23 protein-coding genes are annotated in these 25,804 nt (G+C 61.6%); 9 read left to right on the top strand and 14 right to left on the bottom strand.

The features are described from left to right. Nucleotides 1-13: 13 nt before the first annotated feature. Genes ubiB through ubiE form a run of 3 tightly spaced genes read right to left on the bottom strand, consistent with a single transcriptional unit; the run spans nucleotide 14 to nucleotide 3,008 of the window. Nucleotides 14-1,618 carry a ubiquinone biosynthesis regulatory protein kinase UbiB gene (ubiB, locus tag C4J94_RS02005; protein WP_124384749.1) on the bottom strand — a complete coding sequence of 535 codons (1,605 nt, stop codon included), beginning with the start codon at nucleotides 1,616-1,618 and terminating at the stop codon, nucleotides 14-16. After that, nucleotides 1,615-2,238 carry an SCP2 domain-containing protein gene (locus tag C4J94_RS02010; protein WP_124384750.1) on the bottom strand — a complete coding sequence of 208 codons (624 nt, stop codon included), beginning with the start codon at nucleotides 2,236-2,238 and terminating at the stop codon, nucleotides 1,615-1,617. Before C4J94_RS02010 ends, ubiB begins: the two co-directional genes overlap by 4 nt. Next, nucleotides 2,238-3,008, bottom strand: a complete 771-nt coding sequence (gene ubiE / locus C4J94_RS02015; protein WP_003171186.1) for a bifunctional demethylmenaquinone methyltransferase/2-methoxy-6-polyprenyl-1,4-benzoquinol methylase UbiE — start codon at nucleotides 3,006-3,008, stop codon at nucleotides 2,238-2,240. Before ubiE ends, C4J94_RS02010 begins: the two co-directional genes overlap by 1 nt. A gap of 144 nt (nucleotides 3,009-3,152) precedes the next feature. Here ubiE and C4J94_RS02020 point away from each other — a divergent pair, with 144 nt between their 5' ends. The 3 genes from C4J94_RS02020 to C4J94_RS02030 all read left to right on the top strand — a co-directional run bounded on the left by C4J94_RS02020 (nucleotide 3,153) and on the right by C4J94_RS02030 (nucleotide 4,852). Continuing rightward, nucleotides 3,153-3,428 (top strand): polyhydroxyalkanoic acid system family protein, encoded by a 276-nt coding sequence (locus C4J94_RS02020; RefSeq protein ID WP_124384751.1) that lies wholly within the window; start codon nucleotides 3,153-3,155, stop codon nucleotides 3,426-3,428. Between the two features lie 104 nt (nucleotides 3,429-3,532). Continuing rightward, the gene (locus C4J94_RS02025) at nucleotides 3,533-3,955 is read left to right on the top strand and encodes a phasin family protein (RefSeq protein WP_124384752.1); all 423 of its coding nucleotides are present in this window, start codon (nucleotides 3,533-3,535) and stop codon (nucleotides 3,953-3,955) included. 12 nt (nucleotides 3,956-3,967) lie between these two features. Then, entirely contained in the window at nucleotides 3,968-4,852 is an 885-nt protein-coding gene (locus C4J94_RS02030; protein ID WP_124384753.1) for a phasin family protein, read from the top strand. A gap of 82 nt (nucleotides 4,853-4,934) precedes the next feature. On the opposite strand, the gene C4J94_RS02035 is transcribed toward C4J94_RS02030, so the two are convergent. From C4J94_RS02035 to C4J94_RS02080, 10 genes are all read right to left on the bottom strand, one after another. Continuing rightward, nucleotides 4,935-5,555, bottom strand: coding sequence for a TetR/AcrR family transcriptional regulator (locus C4J94_RS02035; protein ID WP_124384754.1), 621 nt, complete (start codon nucleotides 5,553-5,555; stop codon nucleotides 4,935-4,937). 27 nt (nucleotides 5,556-5,582) lie between these two features. Then, nucleotides 5,583-7,265 carry a class II poly(R)-hydroxyalkanoic acid synthase gene (gene phaC / locus C4J94_RS02040; RefSeq protein WP_124384755.1) on the bottom strand — a complete coding sequence of 561 codons (1,683 nt, stop codon included), beginning with the start codon at nucleotides 7,263-7,265 and terminating at the stop codon, nucleotides 5,583-5,585. 89 nt (nucleotides 7,266-7,354) lie between these two features. Next, a complete protein-coding gene (gene phaZ, locus C4J94_RS02045) occupies nucleotides 7,355-8,200 on the bottom strand; it encodes a poly(3-hydroxyalkanoate) depolymerase (RefSeq protein WP_124384756.1) in 846 nt (281 codons plus the stop codon). 153 nt (nucleotides 8,201-8,353) lie between these two features. Then, a complete protein-coding gene (gene phaC / locus C4J94_RS02050; protein ID WP_124384757.1) occupies nucleotides 8,354-10,033 on the bottom strand; it encodes a class II poly(R)-hydroxyalkanoic acid synthase in 1,680 nt (559 codons plus the stop codon). A gap of 248 nt (nucleotides 10,034-10,281) precedes the next feature. Next, complete coding sequence (locus tag C4J94_RS02055) at nucleotides 10,282-10,659, bottom strand: gamma-butyrobetaine hydroxylase-like domain-containing protein (RefSeq protein ID WP_124384758.1); 378 nt, start codon at nucleotides 10,657-10,659, stop codon at nucleotides 10,282-10,284. A 149-nt stretch (nucleotides 10,660-10,808) separates the two neighbouring features. Next, nucleotides 10,809-12,146 (bottom strand): ATP-dependent protease ATPase subunit HslU, encoded by a 1,338-nt coding sequence (hslU, locus tag C4J94_RS02060; protein WP_124384759.1) that lies wholly within the window; start codon nucleotides 12,144-12,146, stop codon nucleotides 10,809-10,811. Between the two features lie 37 nt (nucleotides 12,147-12,183). After that, a complete protein-coding gene (gene hslV / locus C4J94_RS02065; RefSeq protein ID WP_003171209.1) occupies nucleotides 12,184-12,714 on the bottom strand; it encodes an ATP-dependent protease subunit HslV in 531 nt (176 codons plus the stop codon). A gap of 258 nt (nucleotides 12,715-12,972) precedes the next feature. Continuing rightward, a complete protein-coding gene (locus C4J94_RS02070) occupies nucleotides 12,973-13,674 on the bottom strand; it encodes an SPOR domain-containing protein (RefSeq protein ID WP_124384760.1) in 702 nt (233 codons plus the stop codon). A 1-nt stretch (nucleotide 13,675) separates the two neighbouring features. Continuing rightward, entirely contained in the window at nucleotides 13,676-15,412 is a 1,737-nt protein-coding gene (gene argS / locus C4J94_RS02075) for an arginine--tRNA ligase (protein ID WP_124384761.1), read from the bottom strand. A 234-nt stretch (nucleotides 15,413-15,646) separates the two neighbouring features. Beyond that, nucleotides 15,647-17,866 carry a primosomal protein N' gene (locus C4J94_RS02080; RefSeq protein ID WP_124384762.1) on the bottom strand — a complete coding sequence of 740 codons (2,220 nt, stop codon included), beginning with the start codon at nucleotides 17,864-17,866 and terminating at the stop codon, nucleotides 15,647-15,649. 244 nt (nucleotides 17,867-18,110) lie between these two features. On the opposite strand from C4J94_RS02080, the gene rpmE reads away from it, so the two are divergent. From rpmE to C4J94_RS02095, 3 genes are all read left to right on the top strand, one after another. Next, nucleotides 18,111-18,341, top strand: coding sequence for a 50S ribosomal protein L31 (rpmE, locus tag C4J94_RS02085; RefSeq protein ID WP_049710411.1), 231 nt, complete (start codon nucleotides 18,111-18,113; stop codon nucleotides 18,339-18,341). 14 nt (nucleotides 18,342-18,355) lie between these two features. After that, complete coding sequence (locus C4J94_RS02090; RefSeq protein WP_124384763.1) at nucleotides 18,356-19,162, top strand: thermonuclease family protein; 807 nt, start codon at nucleotides 18,356-18,358, stop codon at nucleotides 19,160-19,162. Nucleotides 19,163-19,343: 181 nt separating this feature from the next. Continuing rightward, nucleotides 19,344-20,612, top strand: a complete 1,269-nt coding sequence (locus tag C4J94_RS02095) for a malic enzyme-like NAD(P)-binding protein (protein ID WP_124384764.1) — start codon at nucleotides 19,344-19,346, stop codon at nucleotides 20,610-20,612. A 199-nt stretch (nucleotides 20,613-20,811) separates the two neighbouring features. Here C4J94_RS02095 and C4J94_RS02100 read toward each other — a convergent pair whose 3' ends face one another. Beyond that, entirely contained in the window at nucleotides 20,812-23,274 is a 2,463-nt protein-coding gene (locus C4J94_RS02100) for a penicillin-binding protein 1A (protein WP_372240887.1), read from the bottom strand. Nucleotides 23,275-23,494: 220 nt separating this feature from the next. Between C4J94_RS02100 and pilM the strand changes: the two genes are divergently transcribed. Genes pilM through C4J94_RS02115 form a run of 3 tightly spaced genes read left to right on the top strand, consistent with a single transcriptional unit; the run spans nucleotide 23,495 to nucleotide 25,667 of the window. Then, nucleotides 23,495-24,151, top strand: coding sequence for a type IV pilus assembly protein PilM (pilM, locus tag C4J94_RS02105; RefSeq protein ID WP_164485547.1), 657 nt, complete (start codon nucleotides 23,495-23,497; stop codon nucleotides 24,149-24,151). Further along, on the top strand, nucleotides 24,148-24,699 hold the full coding sequence (locus C4J94_RS02110; protein WP_124384766.1) for a PilN domain-containing protein: 552 nt from the start codon (nucleotides 24,148-24,150) through the stop codon (nucleotides 24,697-24,699). Before pilM ends, C4J94_RS02110 begins: the two co-directional genes overlap by 4 nt. Further along, a complete protein-coding gene (locus C4J94_RS02115; RefSeq protein WP_124384767.1) occupies nucleotides 24,696-25,667 on the top strand; it encodes a pilus assembly protein PilP in 972 nt (323 codons plus the stop codon). Before C4J94_RS02110 ends, C4J94_RS02115 begins: the two co-directional genes overlap by 4 nt. Nucleotides 25,668-25,804: the final 137 nt, after the last annotated feature.

Here is a 25,804-nt window from a genome sequence, read left to right on the forward strand (position 1 = left end):
ATAACCGGATGGGTTATCGACGCACGATCAGATAAACGCCCACGGCGACCATGATGCCGGCCGGCCAGTGGCCCAATTGGTTCAACGGACCGCCAATCGCCAGCATGACCCCACCCACCAGATGGGCGGCACCGAGCAGGCGCAGGAACCAATCGTCCTTGCGCTTGCGCCATGGCGGCTCAGGGTCGTTGGCGTGAGGCTGGGACATGCGCTCCAGCAGGTCGCGGGTCATGTTGGCCAGGTGCGGCAGCTGTTCCATCTGGCTGTGCAGGTTACCCAGCACGGTTTTCGGGCTCATCCGCTCACGCATCCAGCGCTCCAGGAACGGCTGCGCGGTGTTCCACAGATCGAGGTCCGGGTACAGCTGGCGGCCCAGCCCTTCGATGTTGAGCAAGGTTTTTTGCAGCAGCACCAATTGCGGCTGCACTTCCATATTGAAGCGCCGCGCGGTCTGGAACAGGCGCATCAGCACCTGGCCGAAGGAAATATCTTTTAACGGTTTTTCAAAGATCGGTTCGCACACGGTGCGGATCGCCGCTTCGAATTCATTGAGCTTGGTTTCTGCCGGTACCCAGCCCGAATCGATGTGCAACTGCGCCACGCGGCGGTAGTCGCGCTTGAAAAAGGCGAACAGGTTGCGTGCCAGGTAGTCCTGGTCTTCCGGCGTAAGGCTGCCGACGATGCCGCAGTCGATCGCAATGTACTGCGGGCTCCACGGGTTGACGGTGCTGACGAAGATGTTGCCCGGGTGCATGTCGGCGTGGAAGAAACTGTCGCGGAACACCTGGGTGAAGAAGATTTCCACGCCGCGCTCGGCCAGCATCTTCATATCGGTACGCTGGTCGGCGAGGGTCGCAAGGTCGGTGACCTGCACGCCGTAGATGCGCTCCATCACCAGCACTTTGGGACGGCACCAGTCCCAATACACTTGCGGCACGTAGAGTAATTGCGAGCCTTCGAAGTTGCGGCGCAACTGGCTGGCGTTGGCGGCTTCGCGCAGCAGGTCGAGTTCGTCGTAGATGGTTTTTTCGTAGTCGGCCACCACATCCACCGGATGCAGCAGGCGCGCATCGGCAGAGAAGCGCTCGGCGGCGCGGGCGAGAATGAACAGCCACGCCAGGTCCTGGCCGATGATCGGCTTGAGGCCCGGACGGATGACCTTCACCACCACTTCTTCGCCGCTCTTGAGCTGCGCGGCATGTACCTGCGCGACCGAGGCCGAAGCCAGCGGCTCGACATCGAAGCGGCTGAACACCTCGCTGATCTTCTTGCCCAGCTGTTCCTCGATCAGCTTCATCGACAGCTGCGAATCGAACGGCGGTACGCGGTCTTGCAGCAGCATCAGCTCATCGGCGATGTCTTCGGGCAGCAGGTCGCGGCGCGTCGACAGGATCTGCCCGAACTTGATAAAGATCGGCCCCAGGTCCTGCAAGGCCAGTCGCAGACAGGCGCCGCGGCTCAGCGCAAGCTTCTTGCGCGGCAACCAGCGCCACGGCAGCACGTAGCGCACCGCCAGCAGGAACCATGGCAGGGGCAGGGCGAACAGCAGGTCATCGAGGCGGTAGCGGATTACGACGCGCTGGATACGAAACAAACGGCGGACGGCGAGCAGCTTCATGCGTTATCGCTTGGCTCAAGGGAACGGCTCAGGCGCTCGAAGCGGGCCTCAAGGCGTTCCAGGTCGATTTTGGCCTTGTCGAGCTCACGAAAGCGCGCTTGCGCTTCCCGTTGCCCGACCAGGGTGCGCGATTCTTCGCTCAGGTATTCGGCGAGGTTCTGGTTGAGGCTGGCGAACCCTTGCTGGTACCAGCGCGAACGGCTGCGCAGGTGGCCGCCGATCAACTGGGTGGCGACAGGGCCGATCCAGCGTGACAGTTCGTATTCCCAGTCCAGTTCCAGGTCCTGCAGCACGGCGGCCAGGTCCATCAGCACCGCGCTGTCGCCTTCCAGCGCCACTTCGGGGCTGTGCAGGATAGCGGTCTTGTTGCGGCTCACGGCCAGGTGCAACAGGCTGGCGGCTGGCGCACGCAGGGTGCAGTCGGCCTCGGCGGCCCATTGCGTGGCGAGCAGCAGGCCTTCATCGCTGGGCAGGATAAACAGCTGCAAGGCAGGGCTGCGGCAATCGACGGCGATGACTTTGCCGGTCAGGTGCGCAAGCCGCGCCAGGGCGGTGCTGTCCAGGCGCAAAACACGGTTGAGGCCGTGTTCGACGCTGGCGAGAAGGCCGGCGAGCAGCATCAGGGTTTGATGCCGCGGTGCAGGGCCACGATGCCCGAGGTCATGTTGTGGTAGGTCACGCGGTCGAAACCGGCCTCCACCATCATCGACTTCAGGGTTTCCTGGTCGGGGTGCATGCGGATCGATTCGGCCAGGTAGCGGTAGCTCTCGGCGTCATTGGTGATCAGCTTGCCCATCAGCGGCATGAAGGCGAACGAGTAGGTGTCGTACACCTTGGACATCAGTGCGTTGGTCGGCTTGGAAAATTCCAGCACCAACAGGCGGCCACCTGGCTTGAGTACGCGCAGCATCGAGCGGATCGCGTCTTCCTTGTGGGTGACGTTGCGCAGGCCGAAGGCGATGGTCACGCAATCGAAGTGGTTGTCCGGGAACGGCAGCTTTTCAGCGTCGGCCTGGACGAATTCGATATTGCCGGCCACGCCCTTGTCGAGCAGGCGATCACGGCCCACCTTGAGCATCGAGCCGTTGATATCGGCCAATACCACCTGGCCGGTCGGGCCCACGAGCTTGGAAAACTTGGCCGCCAGGTCGCCCGTGCCACCGGCGATATCCAGCACGCGATTGCCGGTGCGTACGCCCGACAGTTCGATGGTGAAACGCTTCCACAGGCGGTGCATGCCGCCGGAAAGCACGTCGTTCATCAAGTCGTACTTGGCGGCTACGGAGTGGAACACCTCAGCGACTTTTTCCGCTTTCTGGCTTTCCGGGACGTTCTTGAAGCCGAAGTGAGTGGTGGGTTCGGCATCGCTGCCTTTGCGCTGATCAGTCATATCGCTGTCACCAAAAGAGAATGCGGGACATGATAATCCCCAAGGCCTGCTTTGTCTTGGCAAGGCTGAAGGTAAGATAGGTGCTTATCGAGACCTTTTGCCGCATGGAAGGTTTCCAGGCCTTTATAGAGAGGAGTCATTGCAATGGCCCGTATCACCGTTGAGCGCGAACATTCCCTGGGTAAAGAAGGCGCACGGGCGAAGGCCGAAACGCTGGCGCAAAAACTCAAGGACAAATATGGCGTGGAGTCGTCATGGTCCGGCGATACTTTGAAGCTCAAGCGATCGGGCGTCAAAGGCAGTGTTCTGGTCGCCGATGACTCATTGCGTATCGACGTGGAACTGGGCCTGTTGATGTCGGCCATGAGCGGTACCCTCAAATCCGAGATCGAAAAAGCCCTGGACAAGGCGCTGGCCTGATTCGACGGCACTTAGGGTGCCGATTCTAATTTTTCACCCTACTTTGTGCCCATGCCCCCAACTCCGGTGGGCGGTTCCTCCACCCTTTTTGCGTGAGGTGCACCATGGCCAAAGTTATTTTGAAGAAAAAAATCGACACTCAAACCAGCGCTCTGAGTGAGGTTAAAAGCTATGCCCGCAAGATCTGGCTGGCAGGTCTGGGTGCCTATGCCAAGGTCGGCAGTGAGGGTGGCGAATACTTCAAAGAGTTGGTTAAGAGCGGTCAAGATGTTGAAAGTAAAAGCAAAAAAGTTGTGGTTGAACAACTGGATGCTGCCAACAGTCAGATTGACCAAGTAAAGCGTAACGTCTCCGGCGTCAGTCGCGTGGTTGAAGTTCAACTGGATAAAGTTGAGAAAGCTTTTGACACACGTGTTGCAAGTGCCTTGAATCGAATCGGCATTGCGTCTAAACATGACGTGGAGACACTCTCTGCTAAGCTCGAAGAGCTGACGGCATTGCTCGAACGTGTCGCGCGTAAACACTAAGGAGACATCGGGATGGCTGTTAAAAAAACTACTCAGAAAGAAGGCAGCTCGTGGGTCGGGGAAGTTGAAAAATACTCCCGAAAAATCTGGCTTGCTGGTTTAGGCGTGTACTCGAAGGTTAGCAGTGACGGCGGCAAATACTTCGAGACTCTGGTCAAGGACGGTGAGAAAGCCGAGAAGCTGACCAAGAGCACCGTTGGTAAAAAAGTTGATGCCGCCAAGGCGAGCGCGGGTTCGGCCAAGTCGAGCATTTCCGACACCTGGAACAAGTTGGAAGAAACATTCGACAAGCGCCTTAACAGCGCTATTTCGCGACTGGGCGTGCCGAGCAAGGCTGAACTGAAAACCCTGCACAGCAAGGTTGACACCCTGACCAAGCAAATCGAAAAACTGACCGGCGCCAAAGTGGCACCCGCGAAAGTTGCAGCGGCCAAACCTGCTGCAAAGCCGGCAGCCAAGCCGGCCGCTAAAACGGCTGCGGCTAAACCCGCTGCTAAAGCGGCTGCCAAGCCCTTGGTTAAAGCTGCGGCTAAACCTGCGGCCAAGGCGCCTGCCAAAGCGGCTGCAAAACCTGCCGCCAAGCCTGCGGCGAAAACTGCAGCTGCCAAGCCAGCTGCAAAACCCGCAGCCGCCAAAGCTGCGGCAAAACCCGCAGCCAAGGTCGTCGCGAAACCCGCCGCCAAACCTGCCGCTGCAAAAACCGCAGCCAAACCTGCCGCCGCCAAGCCTGCGGCAAAACCCGCTGCGAAGAAGCCAGCAGTCGCGAAAAAACCAGCGGCAGCCAAGCCTGCTGCGGCGACAACCGCTTCCACAGCCAACTCAGTGTCCGCACCGACCCCTGCTGCTGTGGCCCCGACTGCTACGTCGACGACGCCGACGCCATCCAGTCAGTCCTGAGTTTTTCCAGGACACAAAAAATGCCCGGCCTGCAAAGGTCGGGCATTTTTTATGGCACCGCATTCATAGAACGTTCACCTGTTCAATCGGCGTCATCCAGGTATTTCAGCGCAAATCGCTCGGCCGCCTGCCGTGCCGGTGCGAGCAAGTGCGGCGCTACCAGCATCATCACCTGGTAAATCACCACTTGCACTTCACCCTTGCGGTCGAGAATCCGTTGGTAGTCCAGGGAAAACAGCAGGGTCATGGTGATCTGTTCCACCAGTTGCCCGAGCGCCTGCGTATCGCTGACCAATTGCCCCGCCGCCTTCAACCGTGCCAGCAACGAGGCCAGTGTGCGTTTGAGCGCGGTGAGCAGGTTGCGAATACCCTTGGCCAGCTTCGGCAATCGCCCGGCCAGGTTCGACAGGTCCTGGAAAAGGAACCGGTAGTGGGCCATGCGCTCCACGATCAGGTGCAGGAACAGCCAGTAATCTTCTGCCTCCAGTTGTGCGTCGGGGGGCGGATCGAGCAAGGGCGCCAGCTCAGCCTGAAAGCGCTCGAACAGCCCGAGTACCAGAGGCTCTTTACCGTGGAAGTGGTAATAGAGATTGCCGGGGCTGATCCCCATTTCATTGGCCACCTCCATGGTCGACACGTTCGGTTCGCCCTTGTGATTGAACAACTGCAGGGCACATTCAAGGATACGGTCGCGGGTCTTCATCCAGCCTTCTTAGTGTGATCGTTGAGCTCAACGCACGCGCACGTAAGTGCCTGGCGCCGCCTCCATCGGTGGGTAATTCTGGTTGCCCAGGGCAGTAAGGGTTTCGCGTTGCACGCCCGAACGTTGCTGGACCCACGCCAGCCACTGCGGCCACCAGCTGCCTTCGACGTGGCTGGCGTCGTAGTACCAGGCGCGCGGATCGCTGCTCAGCTTGGGGTTCTCGACGTAATTGGCCTTGGGGTTGCCGGGCGGGTTGAGGATGCTCTGGATATGCCCGCTGTTGGACAGCACGAAACGCCGCTCACCGCCCAGCAGTTGGGTGGAGCGATACACAGCGTCCCATGGCGTGATGTGATCATTGATGCCGGCCACGCTGAAGCTGTCTACCGTGACCTTCTGCAAGTCGATGGGGGTGCCACACACCTCAAGGCCGCCGGGATGGCTCAGCGGGTTGTGCTTGAAGAAATCCAGCAGGTCGCCATGCAGCGCGGCGGGCAGGCGCGTGTTGTCGTTGTTCCAGTACAGGATGTCGAAGGCCGGCGGTTCCTTGCCCAGCAGGTAGTTGTTGACCCAATAACTCCAGATCAGATCGTTGGGGCGCATCCAGGCGAACACCTTGGCCATGTCGCGGCCGTCCAGCACGCCTTGCTGGTATGAGCGGCGCTTGGCGGCTTCAAGGGTTTGCTCATCGGCGAATAACATGGCCGGGCTGTCGATCTGGCTGTCCAGCAAGCTCACCAGGTAACTGGCGCTGGCGATGCGTCGCAACTGGCGCTTGGCTTGCAGATGACCTTGCAGGGCGGCAATGGTCAGGCCACCCGCGCAGGCGCCCATCAGGTTGACCTCCCGCGCGCCGGTGATCGACCGGCAGACATTGAGCGCTTCCTCCAGTGCGGCAACGTAGGTGGACAGGCCCCATTCGCGATGGCGCACATCCGGGTTGCGCCAACTGACCATGAAGGTCTGCAAGCCGTTTTTAAGGGCGTATTGCACAAAGCTGTTCGCAGGGCTGAGGTCGAAGATGTAGTACTTGTTGATTTGCGGCGGCACCACCAGCAAGGGCTTGGCGTATTGTTTTTCGCTCATGGGCCTGTACTGGATCAACTCCAGCAGCTCATTGCGAAACACCACGGCGCCGGGGGTGGTGGCGACGGTCTTGCCGACTTCAAAGGCATGCTTGTTGACCTGGCGCGGCAGGCCGTTGTTGTGCAGCAGGTCTTCGAACAAGTGGCTCACGCCGCGCACCACACTGTTGCCGCCGGAATTGAGCAGTTCCTTGATCGCCAGCGGGTTGAGCAAGGTGTTGGACGGCGAGACGGCATCGTTGAGCAGGGCGAATGCGAACTGCGCGCGCGCACGGTCGTCCGCGCTGAGGGCGCTGTCGTCGATCCAGCTGCGCGTCTGTTTTTGCCAGCTCAAGTAGGCTTGCAGGCTGCGCCGGTACAGCGGATTGAGCTTCCAGGTGGGGTCGGCGAAGCGCTTGTCGTGGGGGTTGGGCTCATGCACCGTTTCACCCAGCAACACGCGGCCCAACTGACCGCCTAGGGCCAGGGCGTGGCGTGCGCTGTGCACCGGGTTGCGCAGGCCATGCGCCGCAACAGTGCGCAGGGTCGACAGCAAATCCCGGCCGCGCAGGCCGGTGATCGCATTTTGCGCGTTGATGAACGCAGCGGGGGTGGGCGCCGGGTTCGTCACGGGTCTTTCTCGCATGAGCCAACACTCCTTCGTCAAGCCATCAAGAGGCACGCCAATTCAGAACCATAGTCGGTTCCTGGCAAGTTGCGCGGCGGTGCGATCCTTCACACCGCCGGTCGCGGATGTATCACGGCGCGCAGGCGCTCTTCTTCGAGAAACTTCATGATGATCGGCGCTACGGCTTCAGCCCGGGTGATCAGGAATAAGTGACCATCGTCGATGATGTGCAGCTGCGCATTGGGGATGCGCCAAGCCAGCATGCGCATGTTGACCAGCGGGATCAGCGGGTCGTCGTCCCCGGCCAGCACCAGGGTGGGCTGGCGGATCTTGTGCAGCCAATGGATGCTGGTCCAGCCCAGCCCTGCGAACAGCTGCCAGTAATAACCGAGCTTGCCGGCCGAGCGCACTTTGCTGGCATGTTCGGCGGCCAGCTTGGCGTCGCGGCGGAATGAGCCGCCGTAAATCATCGGTGCAATGCGCACCACATGGGACGGCTGGATATAACGGCGCGGGCTGGCCATCAGCCACAGTACTTTCGGTTTGCCCGGTACCATCACCGCACCCGCCGCCGTGGCGGCCAGGATCAGTTTCTTGCAACGCTCCGGGTAGTCATAGGCGAACTGCTGCGCCAGCGCTCCGCCCCAGGACACGCCCACCACGTTGACTTGGCCATAATCGAGGTAATCGAGCATGCGCGCCGTGAGCTTGGCCAGGCCGGGGAAGCGATAGGGCCGGTTGGGCGTGGAGGAACCGCCCACGCCCGGCACGTCGAAGGCGATCACCTCCAGGTCCGGGTCCAGGGCCTGGACGAATGGGAACACCAGCTCCAGGTTGGCGCCGATACCGTTGAAGATCAGCAGCGGCGTCAGGTGCGGCTTGCCCGGTCGTACCGCCGTGCGGATGGCCTGGCCGTCCAGGTCGATGGTGCGGAAGATGAACGGTTGCGGCATGTTCAAGCCCTGTGAAGTACGACAGCCGGAATGCAGTCAGTGTGGGAGGGGGCTTGCCCTCGATGCAGGCGGCGCGGTGTATCTGTTACACCGTTATCGGGGGCAAGCCCCCTCCCACATTTGATCCCCATCTCAATCAATAAGTCTGTGTTCTCAGCGCTCATGCACATAAGTGCCCGGCGCTGCTTCGGCTGCGGCGTAGGTTTTGTTACCCAGAGCAGTCGGCGCCTTCTTCAACTTTCCGGCCCGTTCCGCCTGCCATGCCTGCCAGTGCAGCCACCACGAATCAGTGTGCTTGGTCGCATTTTCCTGCCACTCCAGCGCATTGCCCGCCAAACCGTCGCTGGTCTGGTAACGCGACTTGGGGTTGCCCGGCGGGTTGAGGATGCTTTGGATATGCCCGCTGCTGGACAGCACGAACTCCACCTTGCCGCCAAACAATTGCGCCGACTTGTAGCACGACTGCCAGGGCGTGATGTGGTCATTGGTGCCAGCCAGGGAATAGATATCGGCCGTGACTTGCTTGAGGTCGATGGGCGTGCCGCACACTTCCAGGGCGTTGGCGCGTACCAGCGGGTTGTTCTTGAACAGCTCGATCAGATCGCCATGGAAGGCGGCCGGCAGGCGCGTGGTGTCGTTGTTCCAGAACAGAATGTCGAACACCGGCGGCTCGTTGCCCAGCAGGTAGTTGTTGACCCAGTAATTCCAGATCAAGTCGTTGGGCCGCATCCATGCGAACACCTTGGCCATGTCGCGGCCTTCCAGCACGCCGGCCTGATAGGAATGGCGCTTCGCCGCTTCCAGGGTCTGCTCGTCGACAAACAGCGCCACCTGGGTGTCCAGCGTGGTGTCCAGCACACTCACCAGCAGGGTCAGGGCGTTGACCTTCTTCTCCCCAAGCGCCGCGTAATGGCCCAGCAGCGCGGTGCAGGTGATGCCGCCGGAGCAGGCGCCCAGCATGTTCACGTCCTTGCTGCCGGTAATCGCCGTGATCACATCGACCGCTTCCTTGAGCGCCTCGATATAGGTCGACAGGCCCCACTCGCGCTGGGCCTTGGTCGGGTTGCGCCAGCTGACGATAAAGGTTTGCTGCCCGTTGCGCAGGCAGAAACGCGCCAGGCTCTTCTCCGGGCTCAGGTCGAATACATAGAATTTGTTGATCTGCGGCGGCACCACCAGCAGCGGGCGCTCGTGCACCTGCTCGGTGATCGGCTTGTACTGGATCAGCTCCAGCACGTCGTTGCGAAACACCACGGCGCCGTCGGTGGTGCCCAGGGTCTTGCCCACTTCGAACGCGCCCATGTTGACCTGGCTCGGCATGCCGCCGTTGTGCACCATGTCCTTGGCGAGGTGGGACAGGCCATCGAGCAGGCTTTTGCCGCCGGTTTCAAAGAAGCGTTTGACCGCCGCCGGGTTGGCCGCGCTGTTGGTGGGCGCCATGGCTTCAGTCATCAGGTTGATCACGAAGTGGCCACGGCTGATGTCCTGTTCCGACAGATTGCTGTCGCCAATCCAGTCGTGCAGTTCCTTGCGCCACGCCAAGTAAGTCTGCAGGTAGCGCTTGTAGAGCGGGTTCTGGCTCCAGGCCGGGTCATTGAAGCGACGGTCGTCATTCTCGGGCACCAGCGCCGACTTGCCGAACATCACGTTCTTGAGCTCCATCCCGAAATGGGCGACGTGCTTGACGCTGTGTAACGGTTGCTTGATGGCTTGGGTCAGCACCATCTTCGCCGAGGCCAGTAAATCCTTTTTGCGTAACGCGATGATCGGGTTCAGCCCCAGGGTGTTTTCCGAGGCCTGGCGTTTCAAGTCATCGTTATTCTTGTTACTCATCTACGACGCTCCATTGTCCGAAAGACGAGTACCGGCGATTGCTGCGCACCCATTTCGATACACGACACCAGCCTGGTACTGCGACTCGGGTGACCGTTGATACCGCATCGTCAAATGCAGGGAACTTGCCAGTTCCATTGGTTACCCGAGTTTAATTTTTTTCGCAAGCGGGCCAATCATTGGCCACCAGACAGGGCATTCAAGCAGATGAAATTAGAAAATGCCCTCTAAAGCGCAAGAGGCCTGCGCTAGAGCATCAGCCGCACGACCGACTGGTTCGGGTCGCGGGTTTTTCCGGCCGCTTTGAGTTCGGCCAGGTAATCAGCCCACAGCGCGTCCTGACGCACGGCCAACTGATAAAGGTAATCCCAGGTGAACAGTCCGCTGTCATGGCCGTCGTCGAAGGTCAATTTCAGTGCGTACTGGCCGGCCGGCTCCAGCTTGATCAACTTAACGTTGAGCTTGCCGAATTGCAGGATGGGTTTGCCGTGGCCCTGGACCTCGGCGGAAGGCGAGTGCACCCGCAGGAACTCGGCGGGCAGTTGGTAGGTTTCGTCCGGGCCGTAAGTCAGGCCAAGGGTATTGGAGGTTTTGTGCAGGTTTACAGCAGTAGGAAATTTCGACATTAGAGATAACCCTGAAGGAACCGGCCTAACAATGTGGGAGGGGGCTTGCCCCCGATAGCAGTGTGTCAGCCAGCATACATCTGTCTGACAGACCGCCATCGGGGGCAAGCCCCCTCCCACATTTGAAGCAAAGCAGTTCTGTGTGAGGCTTACAGGATATACCGCGACAGGTCTTCGTTCTGCGCCAATTCGCCCAGGTGGCTATTGACGTAGTCCGCATCGATCTTGATCGCTTCGCCATTCTGCAAACCTGCCATGTCGCCGGCGCTGAACGACACTTCTTCCAGCAAGCGCTCCAGCAGGGTGTGCAGGCGACGGGCACCGATGTTCTCGGTCTTCTCGTTGACCTGCCAGGCGATCTCCGCCAGGCGCTTGATACCGTCGGCCTGGAATTCGATGCCCAGGCCCTCGGTTTTCAGCAGCTCACGGTATTGCTCGGTCAGGGAGGCATGGGGCTCGCTGAGGATGCGCTCGAAGTCGCCCGGGGTCAGGGCCTTGAGTTCCACGCGGATCGGCAGGCGGCCTTGCAGCTCCGGCACCAGGTCGCTTGGCTTGCTCAGGTGGAAAGCACCGGAGGCGATAAACAGGATGTGGTCGGTCTTGACCATGCCCAGCTTGGTGTTGACCGTGCAGCCCTCGATCAGCGGCAGCAGGTCGCGCTGTACGCCTTCGCGAGACACATCGACACCACCGGAGTTGCCGCGCTTGGCCACCTTGTCGATCTCATCGATAAACACGATGCCGTGCTGCTCGACCGCTTCCAGGGCCTTGGCTTTGAGCTCTTCCTCATTCACCAGGCGCCCGGCTTCTTCGTCGCGCACCAGTTTCAGCGCTTCCTTCACCTTGAGCTTGCGGCTTTTCTTCTTGCCCTTGCCCATGTTGGCGAACAGGTTCTGCAACTGGCTGGTCATTTCTTCCATGCCCGGTGGCGCGGAAATATCGACGCCGGCCACTTCGGCGACTTCGATCTCGATTTCCTTGTCGTCCAGCTGGCCTTCACGCAGGCGCTTGCGGAACAGCTGACGCGTGTTGGAATCCGACGACGGTGCGGCGTCTTCGTTGAAACCCATGCGTGCCGGTGGCAGCAGGGCGTCGAGGATGCGTTCTTCGGCGGCGTCTTCGGCGCGGTGGCTGACCTTGGTCACTTCCTGCTCGCGCAGCATTTTCAGGGCGGCATCGGCCAGGTCGCGGATGATCGATTCGACGTCGCGGCCCACGTAGCCCACTTCGGTGAACTTGGTGGCTTCGACCTTGATGAACGGGGCATTGGCCAACTTGGCCAGGCGCCGGGCGATTTCGGTTTTACCGACGCCGGTCGGGCCGATCATCAGGATGTTCTTCGGCGTTACTTCAACGCGCAGTTCTTCGGGCAGTTGCATCCGGCGCCAGCGGTTGCGCAGCGCAATGGCAACGGCGCGCTTGGCATCGTCCTGGCCGATGATATGGCGATTGAGTTCATGGACGATTTCGCGGGGAGTCATGGACATAGTGTTTGGCGGCCTCAAGCGGGAATAAGCCTACGGCTTACTCGGCGAGGTCCTGCTCCTCAATGGTCTGGTTGTGGTTGGTGAACACGCAGATATCGCCAGCGATACCCAGGGCGGTCTCGACGATTTCACGGGCCGACAGGTCGGTTTTCTTCAACAGTGCGCTGGCCGCGGCTTGTGCATAGCCGCCACCGGAGCCCATGGCGATCAGGCCATGCTCGGGTTCAACCACATCGCCGTTGCCGGTGATGATCAGGGACGCGTCTTTGTTGGCGACCGCCAGCATGGCCTCGAGGCGGCTGAGGGAGCGGTCGGTGCGCCATTCTTTGGCGAGTTCGACGGCGGCGCGAACCAAGTGGCCCTGGTGTTTTTCGAGCTGGCCTTCGAAACGCTCGAACAGGGTGAAGGCGTCGGCGGTAGCGCCTGCGAAGCCGGCGAGCACCTGGCCGTGGTACAGGCGACGCACTTTCTTGGCGTTGCCTTTCATCACGGTATTACCCAGGGAAACCTGGCCGTCGCCGCCCATGACGACTTTGCCGTGGCGACGTACTGAAACGATGGTGGTCAAGGGGAGAGTCTCCACGCAGCGGGGCGAAAATGCCCTGATGGAAACTCATATGGGGGTGGCGAGGAGGATTTCAACCGTAGGGCAGTGCGGCGGACGAGTGGCGTTTATTGATCTGACACTCATCCAAGAACACCACCAAACCAAATGTGGGAGGGGGCTTGCCCCCGATGGCGGGCTGTCAGCCAATGAATATGTTGACTGATAAACCGCTATCGGGGGCAAGCCCCCTCCCACATTTTGCTGGGTGTTGAGCTTGAGTCAGCGGCTCTGGCGCTGTTGTAACAGCAGGTTGCTAAAGCCTGCCCCGGCCAATTGTTTCTGCGCCACGGTCAACTGTTCGCGGTTGCTGAACGGCCCCACCAGCACGCGATACCAGGTCGCGTCCTTGACGGTGCCAGACTCTACCGTCACCGCTTGCCCCAACAGAATGATCTGCGCGCGCACACGGTCGGCGTCCGCCTGTTTGGGGAACGAGCCCGCCTGCAGGAAGAACTTGGTCACCGGGGCGGCCTTGGTCGCGGCCACCGGTGGCGCGGGCGGCGGGGTGATCCCGGCCAGCGCGGCCTGGGCGCGTGCAGTGTCGATCTTCGCCGCTTCCGCAGGCGTTACCGGCGTGGTCGGCACTTGCGGCGTCGGCAGGGTTTTCTCCGGCACGGCGTCGGGCGGCACGATCACTTCCGATTCGGGCAGCAACGTGTAGAAGTCGTACTTGGGCTTCACCGGAGCGGTCGGGCTCGGCGCCGTCTTGTTGGCCTCGGCGATTTTCGTGGCCTTCTGCTGCTCCTGTTTGACGCGCTTGACGTCATCGCCCTGGCCGGGCTCCAGCTTCATCAGAAAGACCACGAATGCGCCGACCGTGAGGCCGATGGCCATCCACAGCCAACCTGGGATCGGCTGCTTCGCCGGGGCCTGGTAGCGACTCGCGCCGCGCTTGGGTGCAGGTTTTTTCTTGGCGGCCAACTTACATGCGCTCCAGTGTTTCCAGGCCCAACAGCTCCAGGCCTTGCTTGAGGGTCCGTCCCGCCAGTGCGGCGAGGCGCAGGCGACTTTGCTTCTGCGCTTGGTCGTCTGCGCTGAGAATCGGGCAGTTCTCGTAGAAGCTGGAGAACAGGCCGGCCACTTCGTACAGGTAGGTGCAGAGGATATGCGGCGTGCCTTTCTCGCCGACGCTGTTCAGCACTTCGCCGAACTGCGCAAGCTTGGCGGCCAGTTCCTGCTCCTGGGGCGCGTCCAGCACGATCTGGCCCTCGACTTCGCTGAAGTCCTTGCCCAGTTTGCGGAACACGCCGGCCACGCGGGTGTAGGCGTAGAGCAGGTACGGCGCGGTGTTGCCTTCGAAATTGAGCATCAGGTCGAAGTTGAAGCTGTAGTCGCTGGTGCGGTGCTTGGACAGGTCGGCGTATTTCACCGCGCCAATCCCCACCACGCGGGCGATGTTGCGCAGGTCGGCCTCGGCCAACTCGGGGTTCTTTTCCTTCACCAGGTTGTAGGCGCGTTCCTGGGCTTCGGTCAGCAGGTCGATCAGCTTCACGGTGCCGCCGTCACGGGTCTTGAACGGGCGGCCATCGGCGCCGTTCATGGTGCCGAAGCCCATGTGTTCCATATGCATCGGGTGGGTGACGAAGCCGGCACGGCGCGCCACTTCGAACACCTGCTGGAAGTGCAGGGCCTGGCGCTGGTCAACGAAATACAGCGCACGGTCGGCCTTGAGCACACCGCTGCGGTAGCGCACAGCGGCCAGGTCGGTGGTGGCGTAGAGATAGCCGCCATCGGCCTTGACGATGATCACCGGCAGTGGCTCGCCGTCGGCGGTCTTGAATTCTTCCAGGAACACGCACTGCGCGCCGTTGCTTTCGACCAGCAGGCCCGCGGCCTTGAGGTCGTTGACCACGTTGATCAGATCGTCGTTGTAGGCGCTTTCGCCCATCACATCGGCCATGGTCAGCTTGACGTTGAGCAGCTCGTAGATTTCCTGGCAGTGGGACAGCGAGATGTCGCGAAAGCGCCCCCACAATTCCAGGCATTCCTTATCGCCCGCCTGCAGCTTGACCACCAGGCTGCGCGCACGGTCGGCGAATTCTTCGGATTCGTCGAAGCGCTTCTTGGCGGCGCGGTAGAAGTTTTCCAGGTCGGCCAGCTCGTTGCTGGTGATCGGGTTCTCCTGCAGGTACGCCATCAGCATGCCGAACTGGGTGCCCCAGTCGCCCACGTGGTTCTGGCGGATGACGGTGTCGCCGAGAAACTCCAGCACCCGCGCCACGCCGTCGCCAATGATGGTCGAGCGCAGGTGGCCAACGTGCATCTCCTTGGCCAGGTTCGGCGCCGACAGGTCGATGACCACGCGCTGGCTGTCGCCGGCCTTGCGTACGCCGATGCTGGCGTCGGCCAGGGCTGCATCCAGGCGCGAGGCCAGGGCCTGGGTGTTCTGGAAGAAGTTGATAAAGCCTGGGCCGGCGATTTCGGCCTTGGTGACACTGGCGTCGGCCGGCAGCGTGGCGATGATTTTTTCCGCCAGGTCGCGCGGCTTCATGCCGGCCGGCTTGGACAGCATCATCGCGATGTTGCTGGCGAAGTCGCCGTGGGTCTTGTCGCGGGTGTTCTCCACCTGGATCGCCGGCGACAGGCCTTCAGGCAACACACCTTCGTTGACGAGTTGGGTGAGGGCTTGTTGGATCAGCTGGCGAATGGTGTCTTTCATGGTGTTCTCTTTCGACCGCAAGCGGCGGCGCGCGATGCGCAGGTGGAAAAACTGGGCATTATCCGTGGCGAGGGCGGGCTTGCCAACCGTTCCAGACCTGCGGAGCTGTTTAAGGCAGTTGTGCCCCTGTAGGAGCGAGCTTGCTCGCGAAAAACCCGAGGGCGGCGCGTGAAATCAGGATACCGCGTTATCGTTAACGATTTTCGCGAGCAAGCTCGCTCCTACAGGGGCGGGTCAGTAGAGGTCGACCGGGTCTACATCCAGTGACCATCGCACCTGTCGCCCGCTGGGCATTTGCTCCAGAGCAAGCAACCAGCTACTTAGTAGCCGATGCAGCGGTGCACGGGACGTTGCCTGCAAGAGTAGTTGAGCCCGATACCGCCCGGCACGGCGTTCCATGGGCGCGGGCACCGGGCCGAGCAACTCGATGCCGCTCAGACCCAGTTCGGCAAGCAAACGTTCGGCGGCGCTGCAGGCTTCGTCGAGGAAACCTTCGGCCTGGCCCGGCTTGTGCGCTTCGGCGCGCAGCAATGCCAGGTGCGCAAACGGCGGCAGCCCGGCGGCGCGGCGTTCGCTCAGCGCCTGCTCGGCGAAGGCAAAGTAGCCTTGTTCGGTCAGTTGAATCAGCAGCGGGTGGTCGGCCAGGTGTGTCTGGATAATCACCCGGCCCGGCTCTTCGGCACGCCCGGCACGGCCGGCGACCTGCACGATCAGCTGCGCCATGCGCTCGCTGGCGCGGAAGTCACCCGAGAACAAGCCACCGTCGGCATCCAGGATCGACACCAGCGTCACTCGTGGGAAGTGATGCCCTTTGGCGAGCATCTGCGTACCGACCAGAATGCACGGCTGGCCTTTCTGGATGGTGGCGAACAATTGGTTCATCGCGTCCTTGCGCGAAGTACTGTCGCGGTCGACCCGCAGCACCGGGTAGTCCGGGAACAGGATGCCCAGGCGCTCTTCGGCGCGCTCGGTGCCCGCGCCGACCGGGCGCAGGTCGACCTTGCCGCATTGCGGGCAGTGGCGCGGCACGCGCTCGACATGGCCGCAGTGGTGGCAGCGCAGTTCGCCGTAGCGCTGGTGCACGGTCATGCGCGCATCGCAGCGCTCGCATTCGGACATCCAGCCGCAGTCATGGCACAACAACGTCGGCGCAAAACCACGGCGATTGAGGAATACCAGGACTTGCTGGCCAGCGGCGAGGGTCTGGCCGATGGCTTGCTGCATCGGGCCGGAAATGCCGCTGTCCAGGGGCCGGCTTTTTACGTCCAGGCGTAGGAGACGCGGTTGTTTGGCGCCACCTGCGCGCTCATTCAGGCGCAGCAGGCCATAACGGCCGGTGTAGGCGTTATGCAGGCTTTCCAGGGAGGGCGTCGCCGAACCCAGCACAATCGGGATGTCTTCCTGGCGTGCGCGCACCAGCGCCAGGTCGCGGGCGTGGTAACGCAGGCCTTCCTGCTGTTTATAGGAGCCGTCGTGCTCTTCGTCGATGATGATCAGCCCGGGATTTTTCATCGGCGTGAACAGCGCCGAGCGGGTGCCGATAATAATGTCGGCTTCGCCGTCCCTTGCCGCCAGCCATGACTCCAGGCGCTCACGGTCGTTGACCGCCGAGTGCACCAGGGCGATGCGGGCGTTGAAGCGCTGTTCGAAACGCGCCAGGGTTTGCGGGCCTAGGTTGATTTCCGGGATCAGCACCAGCGCCTGTTTACCGGCTTGCAGGGTTTCGCGGATCAGCTGCAAATAGACTTCGGTCTTGCCGCTGCCGGTGACACCGGCCAGCAGGAACGCGTGGAAGCTGTCGAACCCGGCGCGGATCGCTTCATACGCGGCGCGTTGTTCGGGGTTCAGCGGCAGCTCGGGTTGCGCCAGCCAGTGTTCATGGCGCGGGTCGGGGGCATGCTTGCGGATTTCCACCTGCACCAGGCCTTTGGCGAGCAGCAGGTCGAGGCTGTCCTTGCTCAGCATCAGCTTGCTCAACAGCTGATGGGCGACGCCATGGGGATGCTGGGCCAGGGTTGCCAGGGCCTCGCGCTGGCGCGGGGCGCGGGCGATGCGTGGGTCATCGAGGCGGGCGCCAGGCGTCATCGACCAGAAACGCTCCTGGCGCGCTTCGGCCAGTTCACCCTGGCGCAGCAGCACCGGCAACGCCCAGCTCAAGGTGTCGCCCAGGCTGTGCTGGTAATACTGCGCGGTCCACAGGCACAGCTTGAACAGCGCGGGCGGCAGCGGCGGTGTGGCGTCGAGGATGGCGATGGCCGGCTTGAGCTTTTCGGCGGGCACTTCGCTGTGGTCGGTGACTTCCACCAGGATGCCGATCATTTCCCGGCGCCCGAACGGCACGCGCACACGCATGCCTGGCTCCAATTGCGCACGCGGCACGCCGGCCGGGGCCCGGTAATCGAACAGGCGGCGCAGGGGCGAGGGCAGGGCTAGGCGCAAAATGGCGTCGGGCACGCGGGGAGTCTCATATGAAAACAGGCGGTGGTGCAGGGGCGCGAGACTAGCAGACCGGCGGCACGGGTGTCCCGTCTCTGGCGTTGCACATGAGCACTGGCGCGCCAGAATTTCTGATGAAAGGGAGTTTTCGGGTGTCGCCGCCGCTTGCGCGAAAAGAAAGGTCTGGTAGAATCCGCGGCCTAATTACGTGCGGTATTCGACAATAGTGTCGAGTGGCGGCACGCTAGCCCGAGGAAGTGCCATGAAAGCCGATATCCATCCAGCGTACGAAACCATCGAAGTCACCTGCAGCTGCGGCAACAAGTTCGAAACGCGTTCGAACCTGTGCAAGCCACTGGGTACCGACGTATGCAACGAGTGCCACCCGTTCTACACCGGTAAGCAGAAAACTCTGGACACCGGCGGCCGTGTACAGCGCTTCGCAGATCGCTTTGGTGCTTTCGGCAAGAAGCCTGCTACTCCAGCAGAGTAAGGCGCAAAAGCCTTATGGGCTTTTACCCGCTGTTGAAAAAGGCGTCCCTTGTGGGCGCCTTTTTTGTGCCTGGGATTTGGCTCTGCGCTGCCCAGGCCCAGACGTTCTGCTCGGCGCCGGCATCGATGGTGCGTGTCGAGGTGCAGCGCGTGGTAGATGGCGACACCGTGCGCCTCAAGGATGGCCGCAGCGTGCGCATGATCGGCCTCAACGCCCCGGAGACCGGCAAGAAGGGGCGCCCTGACGAACCGTTTGCCATCGCCGCTCGCCAGCGCCTGCAGGCTTTGGTAGAGGCCAGTGAGGGGCGCGTCGGCTTGGTGCCAGGCCGCGAGGCCAAGGATCGCTATGGGCGAACCCTGGCGCACCTCTACGGCGCCGACGGCGAAAACCTGGAAGCACGAATATTGGCCGAGGGACTGGGCTTTCAGGTGGGCGTCGCGCCCAACGTCGACCTCGTAGCCTGCCAGCAGGCTGCTGAAAACACCGCGCGGCGGGCCGGGTTGGGTTTATGGCGGCGATCGCCGGTGCAATCGGTGGCCCAACTCAAGCGGTCCGGCTTCGCCCTGGTCAGCGGCCGAGTCAGCAAGATCGAGCGCAATCGCGGCGCAATCTGGATCGAGTTACAAGGTTCACTGGTATTGCGCATTGCACCCGATCTGGCCCGTCAATTCGACCCAGGCCTGCTCAGTGGGCTGAAAGGCAAGACAATCGAGGCGCGCGGCTGGGTGCAGGATCGCTCTCGGCGTGGAGCGCTTAAAGGTGGTCAGGCACGTTGGCTGCTGCCGATCAGCGACCCCGGCATGCTCAAAACAACGATTTAATAAAAAATTGTAGACATTTTCTAAGTTGATTGTGAACAGTCAAGCCCTTGTATCCCGTGGCTTTAGACTAAAGTACGCCGCCGCAGGGCCTTGACACCTGTGACTGACCAGTCTTGTAGGGGCTTTGCGACACGCGTATCCTCGGCGGTCCGTCGACCAACAGTAAAAGCGGAATGCCGATATGTCTGATTTGAAAACTGCCGCTCTCGAATATCATGCCAATCCTCGTCCAGGGAAGCTGAGTGTAGAGCTCACCAAAGCCACTGCCACCGCCCGTGATCTGTCGCTGGCCTACAGCCCTGGCGTTGCCGAGCCCGTACGTGAAATCGCCCGCGACCCCGAGCTGGCGTACAAGTACACCGGCAAAGGCAACCTGGTTGCAGTGATTTCTGATGGCACCGCGATCCTGGGCCTGGGCAACCTCGGCCCATTGGCTTCCAAGCCGGTCATGGAAGGCAAGGGCGTGCTGTTCAAGCGCTTTGCTGGCATCGACGTTTTCGACATCGAAGTCGACTCCGAAAGCCCGCAGGCCTTCATCGACACCGTCAAGCGCATCTCCATCACCTTCGGTGGCATCAACCTGGAAGACATCAAGGCACCTGAGTGCTTCGAGATCGAAAAGGCCCTGATCGAGCAGTGCGACATCCCGGTATTCCACGATGACCAGCACGGCACCGCAATCGTTACCGCGGCCGGCATGATCAACGCCCTGGAAATTGCCGGCAAAACCCTGGCCGAGGCGAAAATCGTCTGCCTGGGTGCCGGTGCTGCAGCTATTTCCTGCATGAAGCTGATCATCAGCATGGGCGCCAAGCTGGAAAACATCTACATGGTCGACAGCAAGGGCGTGATCCAGTCCGAGCGTACCGACCTGAACCAGTACAAGGCGATGTTTGCCCACCCGTCCTCCAAGCGCACCCTGGCTGATGCCCTTGACGGTGCTGACGTATTCGTCGGCCTGTCCGGCCCGAACCTGCTGAGCGCTGAAGGCCTGAAGTCGATGGCGCCGAACCCGATTGTGTTCGCCTGCTCCAACCCGGACCCGGAAATCTCGCCGGAACTGGCCCACGCCACCCGCAGCGACGTGATCATGGCCACCGGCCGTTCGGACTACCCGAACCAGGTCAACAACGTACTGGGCTTCCCGTTCATCTTCCGTGGTGCTCTGGACGTTCGCGCCAAGCGCATCAACGAAGAGATGAAAGTAGCGGCCGCCAACGCCCTGCGTGAACTGGCCAAGCTGCCGGTACCGCAGGATGTATGCGATGCCTACGGTGGCGCCAAGCTGGAATTCGGTCGTGAGTACATCATTCCCAAGCCAATGGATAAGCGCCTGATCACCCTGATCTCCGATGCCGTGGCCAAGGCCGCAATCGAGACCGGTGTGGCAACCCTGCCGTATCCTAAGAACTACCCGCTCAAAAGCGTGGATGATGTGTTCAACGGCTAAGCCGTTGTAGCGCACCAACAAAAAGCCCCGGCTCTCGCGAGTCGGGGCTTTTTTTGTGGCTGGCGATTTACTTGAAGTCTATGAAGAGCCAAATGTGGGAGGGGGCTTGCCCCGATTGCAGACTGTCAGCCAATGAGCTTGGTGACTGACACACCGCTATCGGGGGCAAGCCCCCTACCACATTTTGAACGCTATGGCGTTAGAACAGATCGATCGGCGCACTTTCATCCGCTGGCAGCGGGCTGCCCGGCGCAACGCCATTGCCCAGTTCGTTGACCGACGGCGGCGTGTCTTCGCTCTTGAACAGCTCAAAGTACGCGTTCGGCGTGCTTGGGGAGGCAGCGCGGCCACTGACCGGGTCGATGCGCAGGCTGAGAATGCCTTCCGGTTCCGGCTGGGTGTGCAGCGGTTTGTCCTTCAGGGCAGCGCCCATGTAGCTCATCCAGATCGGCAGCGCGACGGTGCCGCCGAACTCGCGACGACCCAGGCTCTCGGGCTGGTCGTAACCGGTCCACACCGTCGTCACGTAGTCGCCGTTGTAGCCGGAGAACCACGCATCCTTGGATTCGTTGGTGGTACCGGTCTTGCCGGCGATATCCGCGCGGCCCAGGGCCAATGCACGTCGGCCGGTACCCTTCTTGATCACGTCCTGCAGGATGCTGTTGAGGATATAGGTGGTGCGGCCATCCACGATGCGCTCGGCCACCGCCGGTGCCTGCGGCTCGGTCGGTGCGGGCGTGTTGGCGGCAGGCGTCGTGCCAGGCGTCGGCTCGATGGTGATGCCACCGTTGCTCGGTGCGGCGAGGCCATCGGTTGCCGCCACCCCATTGACCACATCGCCCGGCACCCGTGGCGGGTTAGCGGTGAATAGCGTATCGCCATTGCGGCTTTCGATCTTGTCGATCAGGTACGGCGAAATTTTGTAACCGCCGTTGGCAAAGGTGCTCCAGCCAGTGGCGATTTCCATTGGCGTGAGGGTCGCGGTGCCCAGGGCCAGGGACAGGTTCGGCGGCAGGTCGGACTTGGCGAAGCCAAAGCGGGTCATGTAGTCGATGGTCTTGCCCACGCCCATCGCCTGCAGCAGGCGGATCGACACCAGGTTGCGCGACTTGTACAGCGCCTCGCGAATGCGGATGGGGCCCAGGAAGGTGTTGGTATCGTTCTTCGGGCGCCAGACCTTGTCCAGGTACTCGTCGACAAACACGATCGGTGCATCGTTGACCAGGCTGGCGGCGGTGTAGCCGTTATCCAGTGCGGCGCTGTAGATGAACGGCTTGAAGCTTGAGCCCGGCTGGCGCTTGGCCTGGATGGCGCGGTTGTAGTTGCTCTGCTCAAAGGCGAAGCCGCCGACCAGCGAACGGATCGCACCATTTTGCGGGTCGAGGGACACCAGAGCACCCTGGGCGACCGGCACCTGGCTGAATTTGAGGCTGTCATCCGCCTGGCGCTGCACGCGGATCAAGTCGCCCACCTGCGCCACGTCGGACGGCTGCTTGGGCATCGGGCCCATGCTGTTGGTATTCAGGAATGGGCGCGCCCATTTCATGCTGTCCCACGCCACATGTGCTTCGCCGGTACGGGTCAGGACTTGTACACCATCTTTCTGCACCTGGGTGACGATGGCTGGCTCCAGGCCGCTGATGGAGCGCTGTTTGCCCAGCTCGGTGGTCCAGGCACTCAGGGTCTTGCCCGGCAGGCGCGATTCAGGGCCGCGATAGCCGTGGCGCTGGTCATAGGCGATCAGGCCGGAATGCAGCGAATGGTTGGCAATTTCCTGCAGGTTGCTCGGAACGGTCGTAGTGACACGGAAACCCTCGGTGTAGGCCTCGCTGCCATACCGGCCGACCATCTCGGCACGGGCCATTTCGGCGATGTAGGGCGCGTTCACTTCCGGCGTGGGCACGTGGTAGCTGGCGTTCAACGGTTCGGCCACGGCGCTTTCGTAAGCGGCCTGGTCAATCTTGCCGAGCTTGTACATACGCCCCAGGATCCAGTCGCGACGCTCCTTGCTACGCGCCGGGTTGGCCAGGGGGTTGAAGCGCGACGGCGCCTTGGGCAGGCCGGCAATCATCGCCATCTGCGCCAGGCTGGCATCCCGAATCGACTTGCCGTAGTACACCTGGGAAGCCGCCTCGATGCCGTAGGCGCGGTTGCCCAGGTAGATCTTGTTGACGTAGAGCTCGAGGATTTCGTCCTTGGTCAACTGACGTTCGATCTGCAACGCCAGCAGGATCTCGGTGGCCTTGCGTGAAAAACTGCGCTCGCTGGTGAGGAAGAAATTCTTCGCCACCTGCATGGTGATGGTGCTGCCGCCGGATTGAATGTGTCCGCTTTTTACCAGCTGCGTGGCTGCACGCACCAGGCTGCTGGGGTCGACGCCATAGTGGTTGGCGAAGTTATCGTCTTCAGCCGACAGCAATGCGCTGATGAAATTGGGTGGAATGTCGGCGAAACGGATCGGGGTGCGGCGCATTTCGCCGAACTCCGCGATCAGTTTTTCATCGCTGCTGTAGACCCGCAGAGGAATCTGCAACTGGATACTTCTGAGGGCCTCTACGGAGGGCAAACCCGGACTAAGGTAGAGGTAGGCCCCGCTGAGCACGAGCAGCAGCCCGCAGACGATCGCGACAATGGAGTACCCGAAAAACTTCAGCAGACGAATCAAGGCTTTTGGATTTCCAGAGAAAAGAAAGAGTTACGCGTCGGGGCATGCATGGCAAACGATGGATCGACCCGGGCAGCAGATAAAAAGCGGGAAAAAACGCTGGGCATTAAAGCATTTTCGCCTTCGGGCGTCATTCGCGCGGCTTAAACAAGTCGACCGAATGCACGCTGCCCGGCGGCAATCAGGCGGTAAGACAGGCAAAGCTTTAGGGAGTTTTATGGGAAAGGGATTTTTCAGGCGAAAACGCGACGTCGTCCTTGGCGTCGACATCAATGACCAGGGGATCAAGCTGGTCGAACTGGGCCGCTCGGCGCAAGGGTTCAGCATTCAGGGGTATGTCACGCAGCTATTGCCGGCCCATGCGATGGTCGATGGCACATTGCTCGACCTGGCGGCGGCCGGGCGGGCGTTGCACCAGGCCGTATCCCGGCTGCACAGTGGCGCGAGTCTCGCGGCCGTGGCAGTGTCGGGCCCTTCGGTGATAACGCGGGTGATCGAAATGGCTGCAGGCCTGAGCGATGAGGAAATGGCCTGGCAGATACAGATGGAAGCCGACCAGTACATTCCTTACCCGCTGGATGAGGTAGCTCTCGACTTTCAGGTGCGCGGGTCGTCGCCTCAAGGCGCGGGGCGGGTCGAGGTATTGCTGGCGGCGTGCCTGCGTGAGCAGGTCGAGGCTCGCGAGGCGGTTTTGGCCCTGGCCGGGCTGGTGACACGGGTGGTGGATGTCGAAGCGTTTGCATTGGAGCGCGCTTGCCTTCAGGATTTTGCCAGCTTCACGCCGGGGCATCGAGTCGATGGCGCACAATGGGCCGTTGATGCCCAAGGGATGGGAGTGGCTTGCGGGTTGGCCCTGAGGAGTTTCGCTGGATGACACGAATCAATCTTTTGCCCTGGCGCCAAGCGCTGGCAGAACGGCGCCGCAAATATTTCCTGGCATTGTTGCTGGCCTTTGCCTGCCTGGCGCTCGCGGCGGTGTGGCTGGCTGATCAAGTGATCGACCAGGCGATAGACCGGCAGGTAACCCGCAATGTCCGCCTGGGTGGGGAAGTTGCCGTGCAAGACTCACGGATCAAGACCATCGACGACCTGCAGGAGCGAAGCCAGCAATTGGCGCAACGCATGAAGGTTGTGCAGGACCTGCACGATGCGCGCTCATCCGGCGCTCGGCTGTTCGATCAATTGGCTCGGACGATGCCTGATGGGGTTCACCTGCACGAAGTGGTAGCGAGCGGGGATACGCTCAGCATCCGCGGCAGTGCAGACAGCAACCAGGATATCGCCCAGTTGATGCGCCGGTTGGAGGCGTCGCAAGGCGGCCACTCCGCGCGCCTCGAGCGGGTGCGCGCCGAGGGAGAGCGCGGCGATCATGAGTTCCAGCTGATGGTACGCCAGGGAGAAACCATCGAGGTGCAACCATGAGCCTGCCCCGGCTCGACTTTTCCGCACTCTCCCACAACGCTGCAAAATGGCCCTGGCCTGGAAGGGGCCTGCTTGGCTGCGTGCTGGCCGGCCTGGTGCTGTTGATAGGCGAGGTGTTGTACCTGGGGCCTTCGCGGGAGCGATTGCACGGGGCCGAGGTGCGGGAGCAAGTGCTGCGGCAACAGCTTGACGAAAAAACCGGTGCGGCCGCCGACCTTGAGGCGTACACCGAGCAAGTCAAGGTGATGGAAGAGGCTGTCGCGGGCCTTGAAGGACAGTTGCCCGGTGAGTCTGCAGTACCGGCCCTGCTTGAAGACATCGCTCGGCTGGCGGTTGCCAAAGGCGTTTGGGTCGAGGGCGTCGAGGTACTGGAGGAGGCGTTGCTGCCGTTCCATATCGAGCAGCCCTTGAAGATGGGCGCTACCGGGGCGTATCACGACCTTGCGGCGTTCGTCAGTGCCCTGGGTGGGTTGCAGCGCATTGTCACGGTGCATGACGTGGCGTTGCGGCCTGGGGGTGCCTTGTTACGTCTTGAGCTGCTGGCCAAGGCCTATCGAAGCACGTCCCAGGCAGGTAAAGCGTCCCACACAGTCGTCCCGGCCCCGCGCTTTGTCTATGACTCATCTTCCCTGCGCGACCCATTCCAGCTGCTGGCCTTGCAACCGGACCACATACCTGGGCGACCAGCCCTTGCACCGGATCTCACTCGGCCCCGCGGGCTGCTGGAGGGCATTGCAATCGATCGGTTCAACATGGTCGGTACGCTGTCGGGCGGTGGGCAGACCTACGCGTTGTTGCGTGCCGGATCGACCGTGCATCGGCTGGCGGTCGGTGACTACCTCGGGCCGGATCATGGCCGGGTCATGTCCATTCAGGAGGGACATGTCGAACTGCTCGAGCGCTTTCCCGATGAACAGGGCCTCTGGCTGGAGCGTCCACGAACATTGGTGCTAAACGTCAACTCATAACGGAATCAAACAATGAAAAGGATTTTCTCGTCCTTCGGTGTGGCGCTATGGATAGCGTTCACGGCGCCGATGGCTGCTGCTGTACCCAATCGCGTCGACCTGATCCACCTGCCGCCGCCCGAAAGCCCACCTGCGGT

Origin of the sequence: Pseudomonas sp. R5-89-07, assembly GCF_003851685.1 — a bacterium.
Lineage (GTDB): Bacteria > Pseudomonadota > Gammaproteobacteria > Pseudomonadales > Pseudomonadaceae > Aquipseudomonas.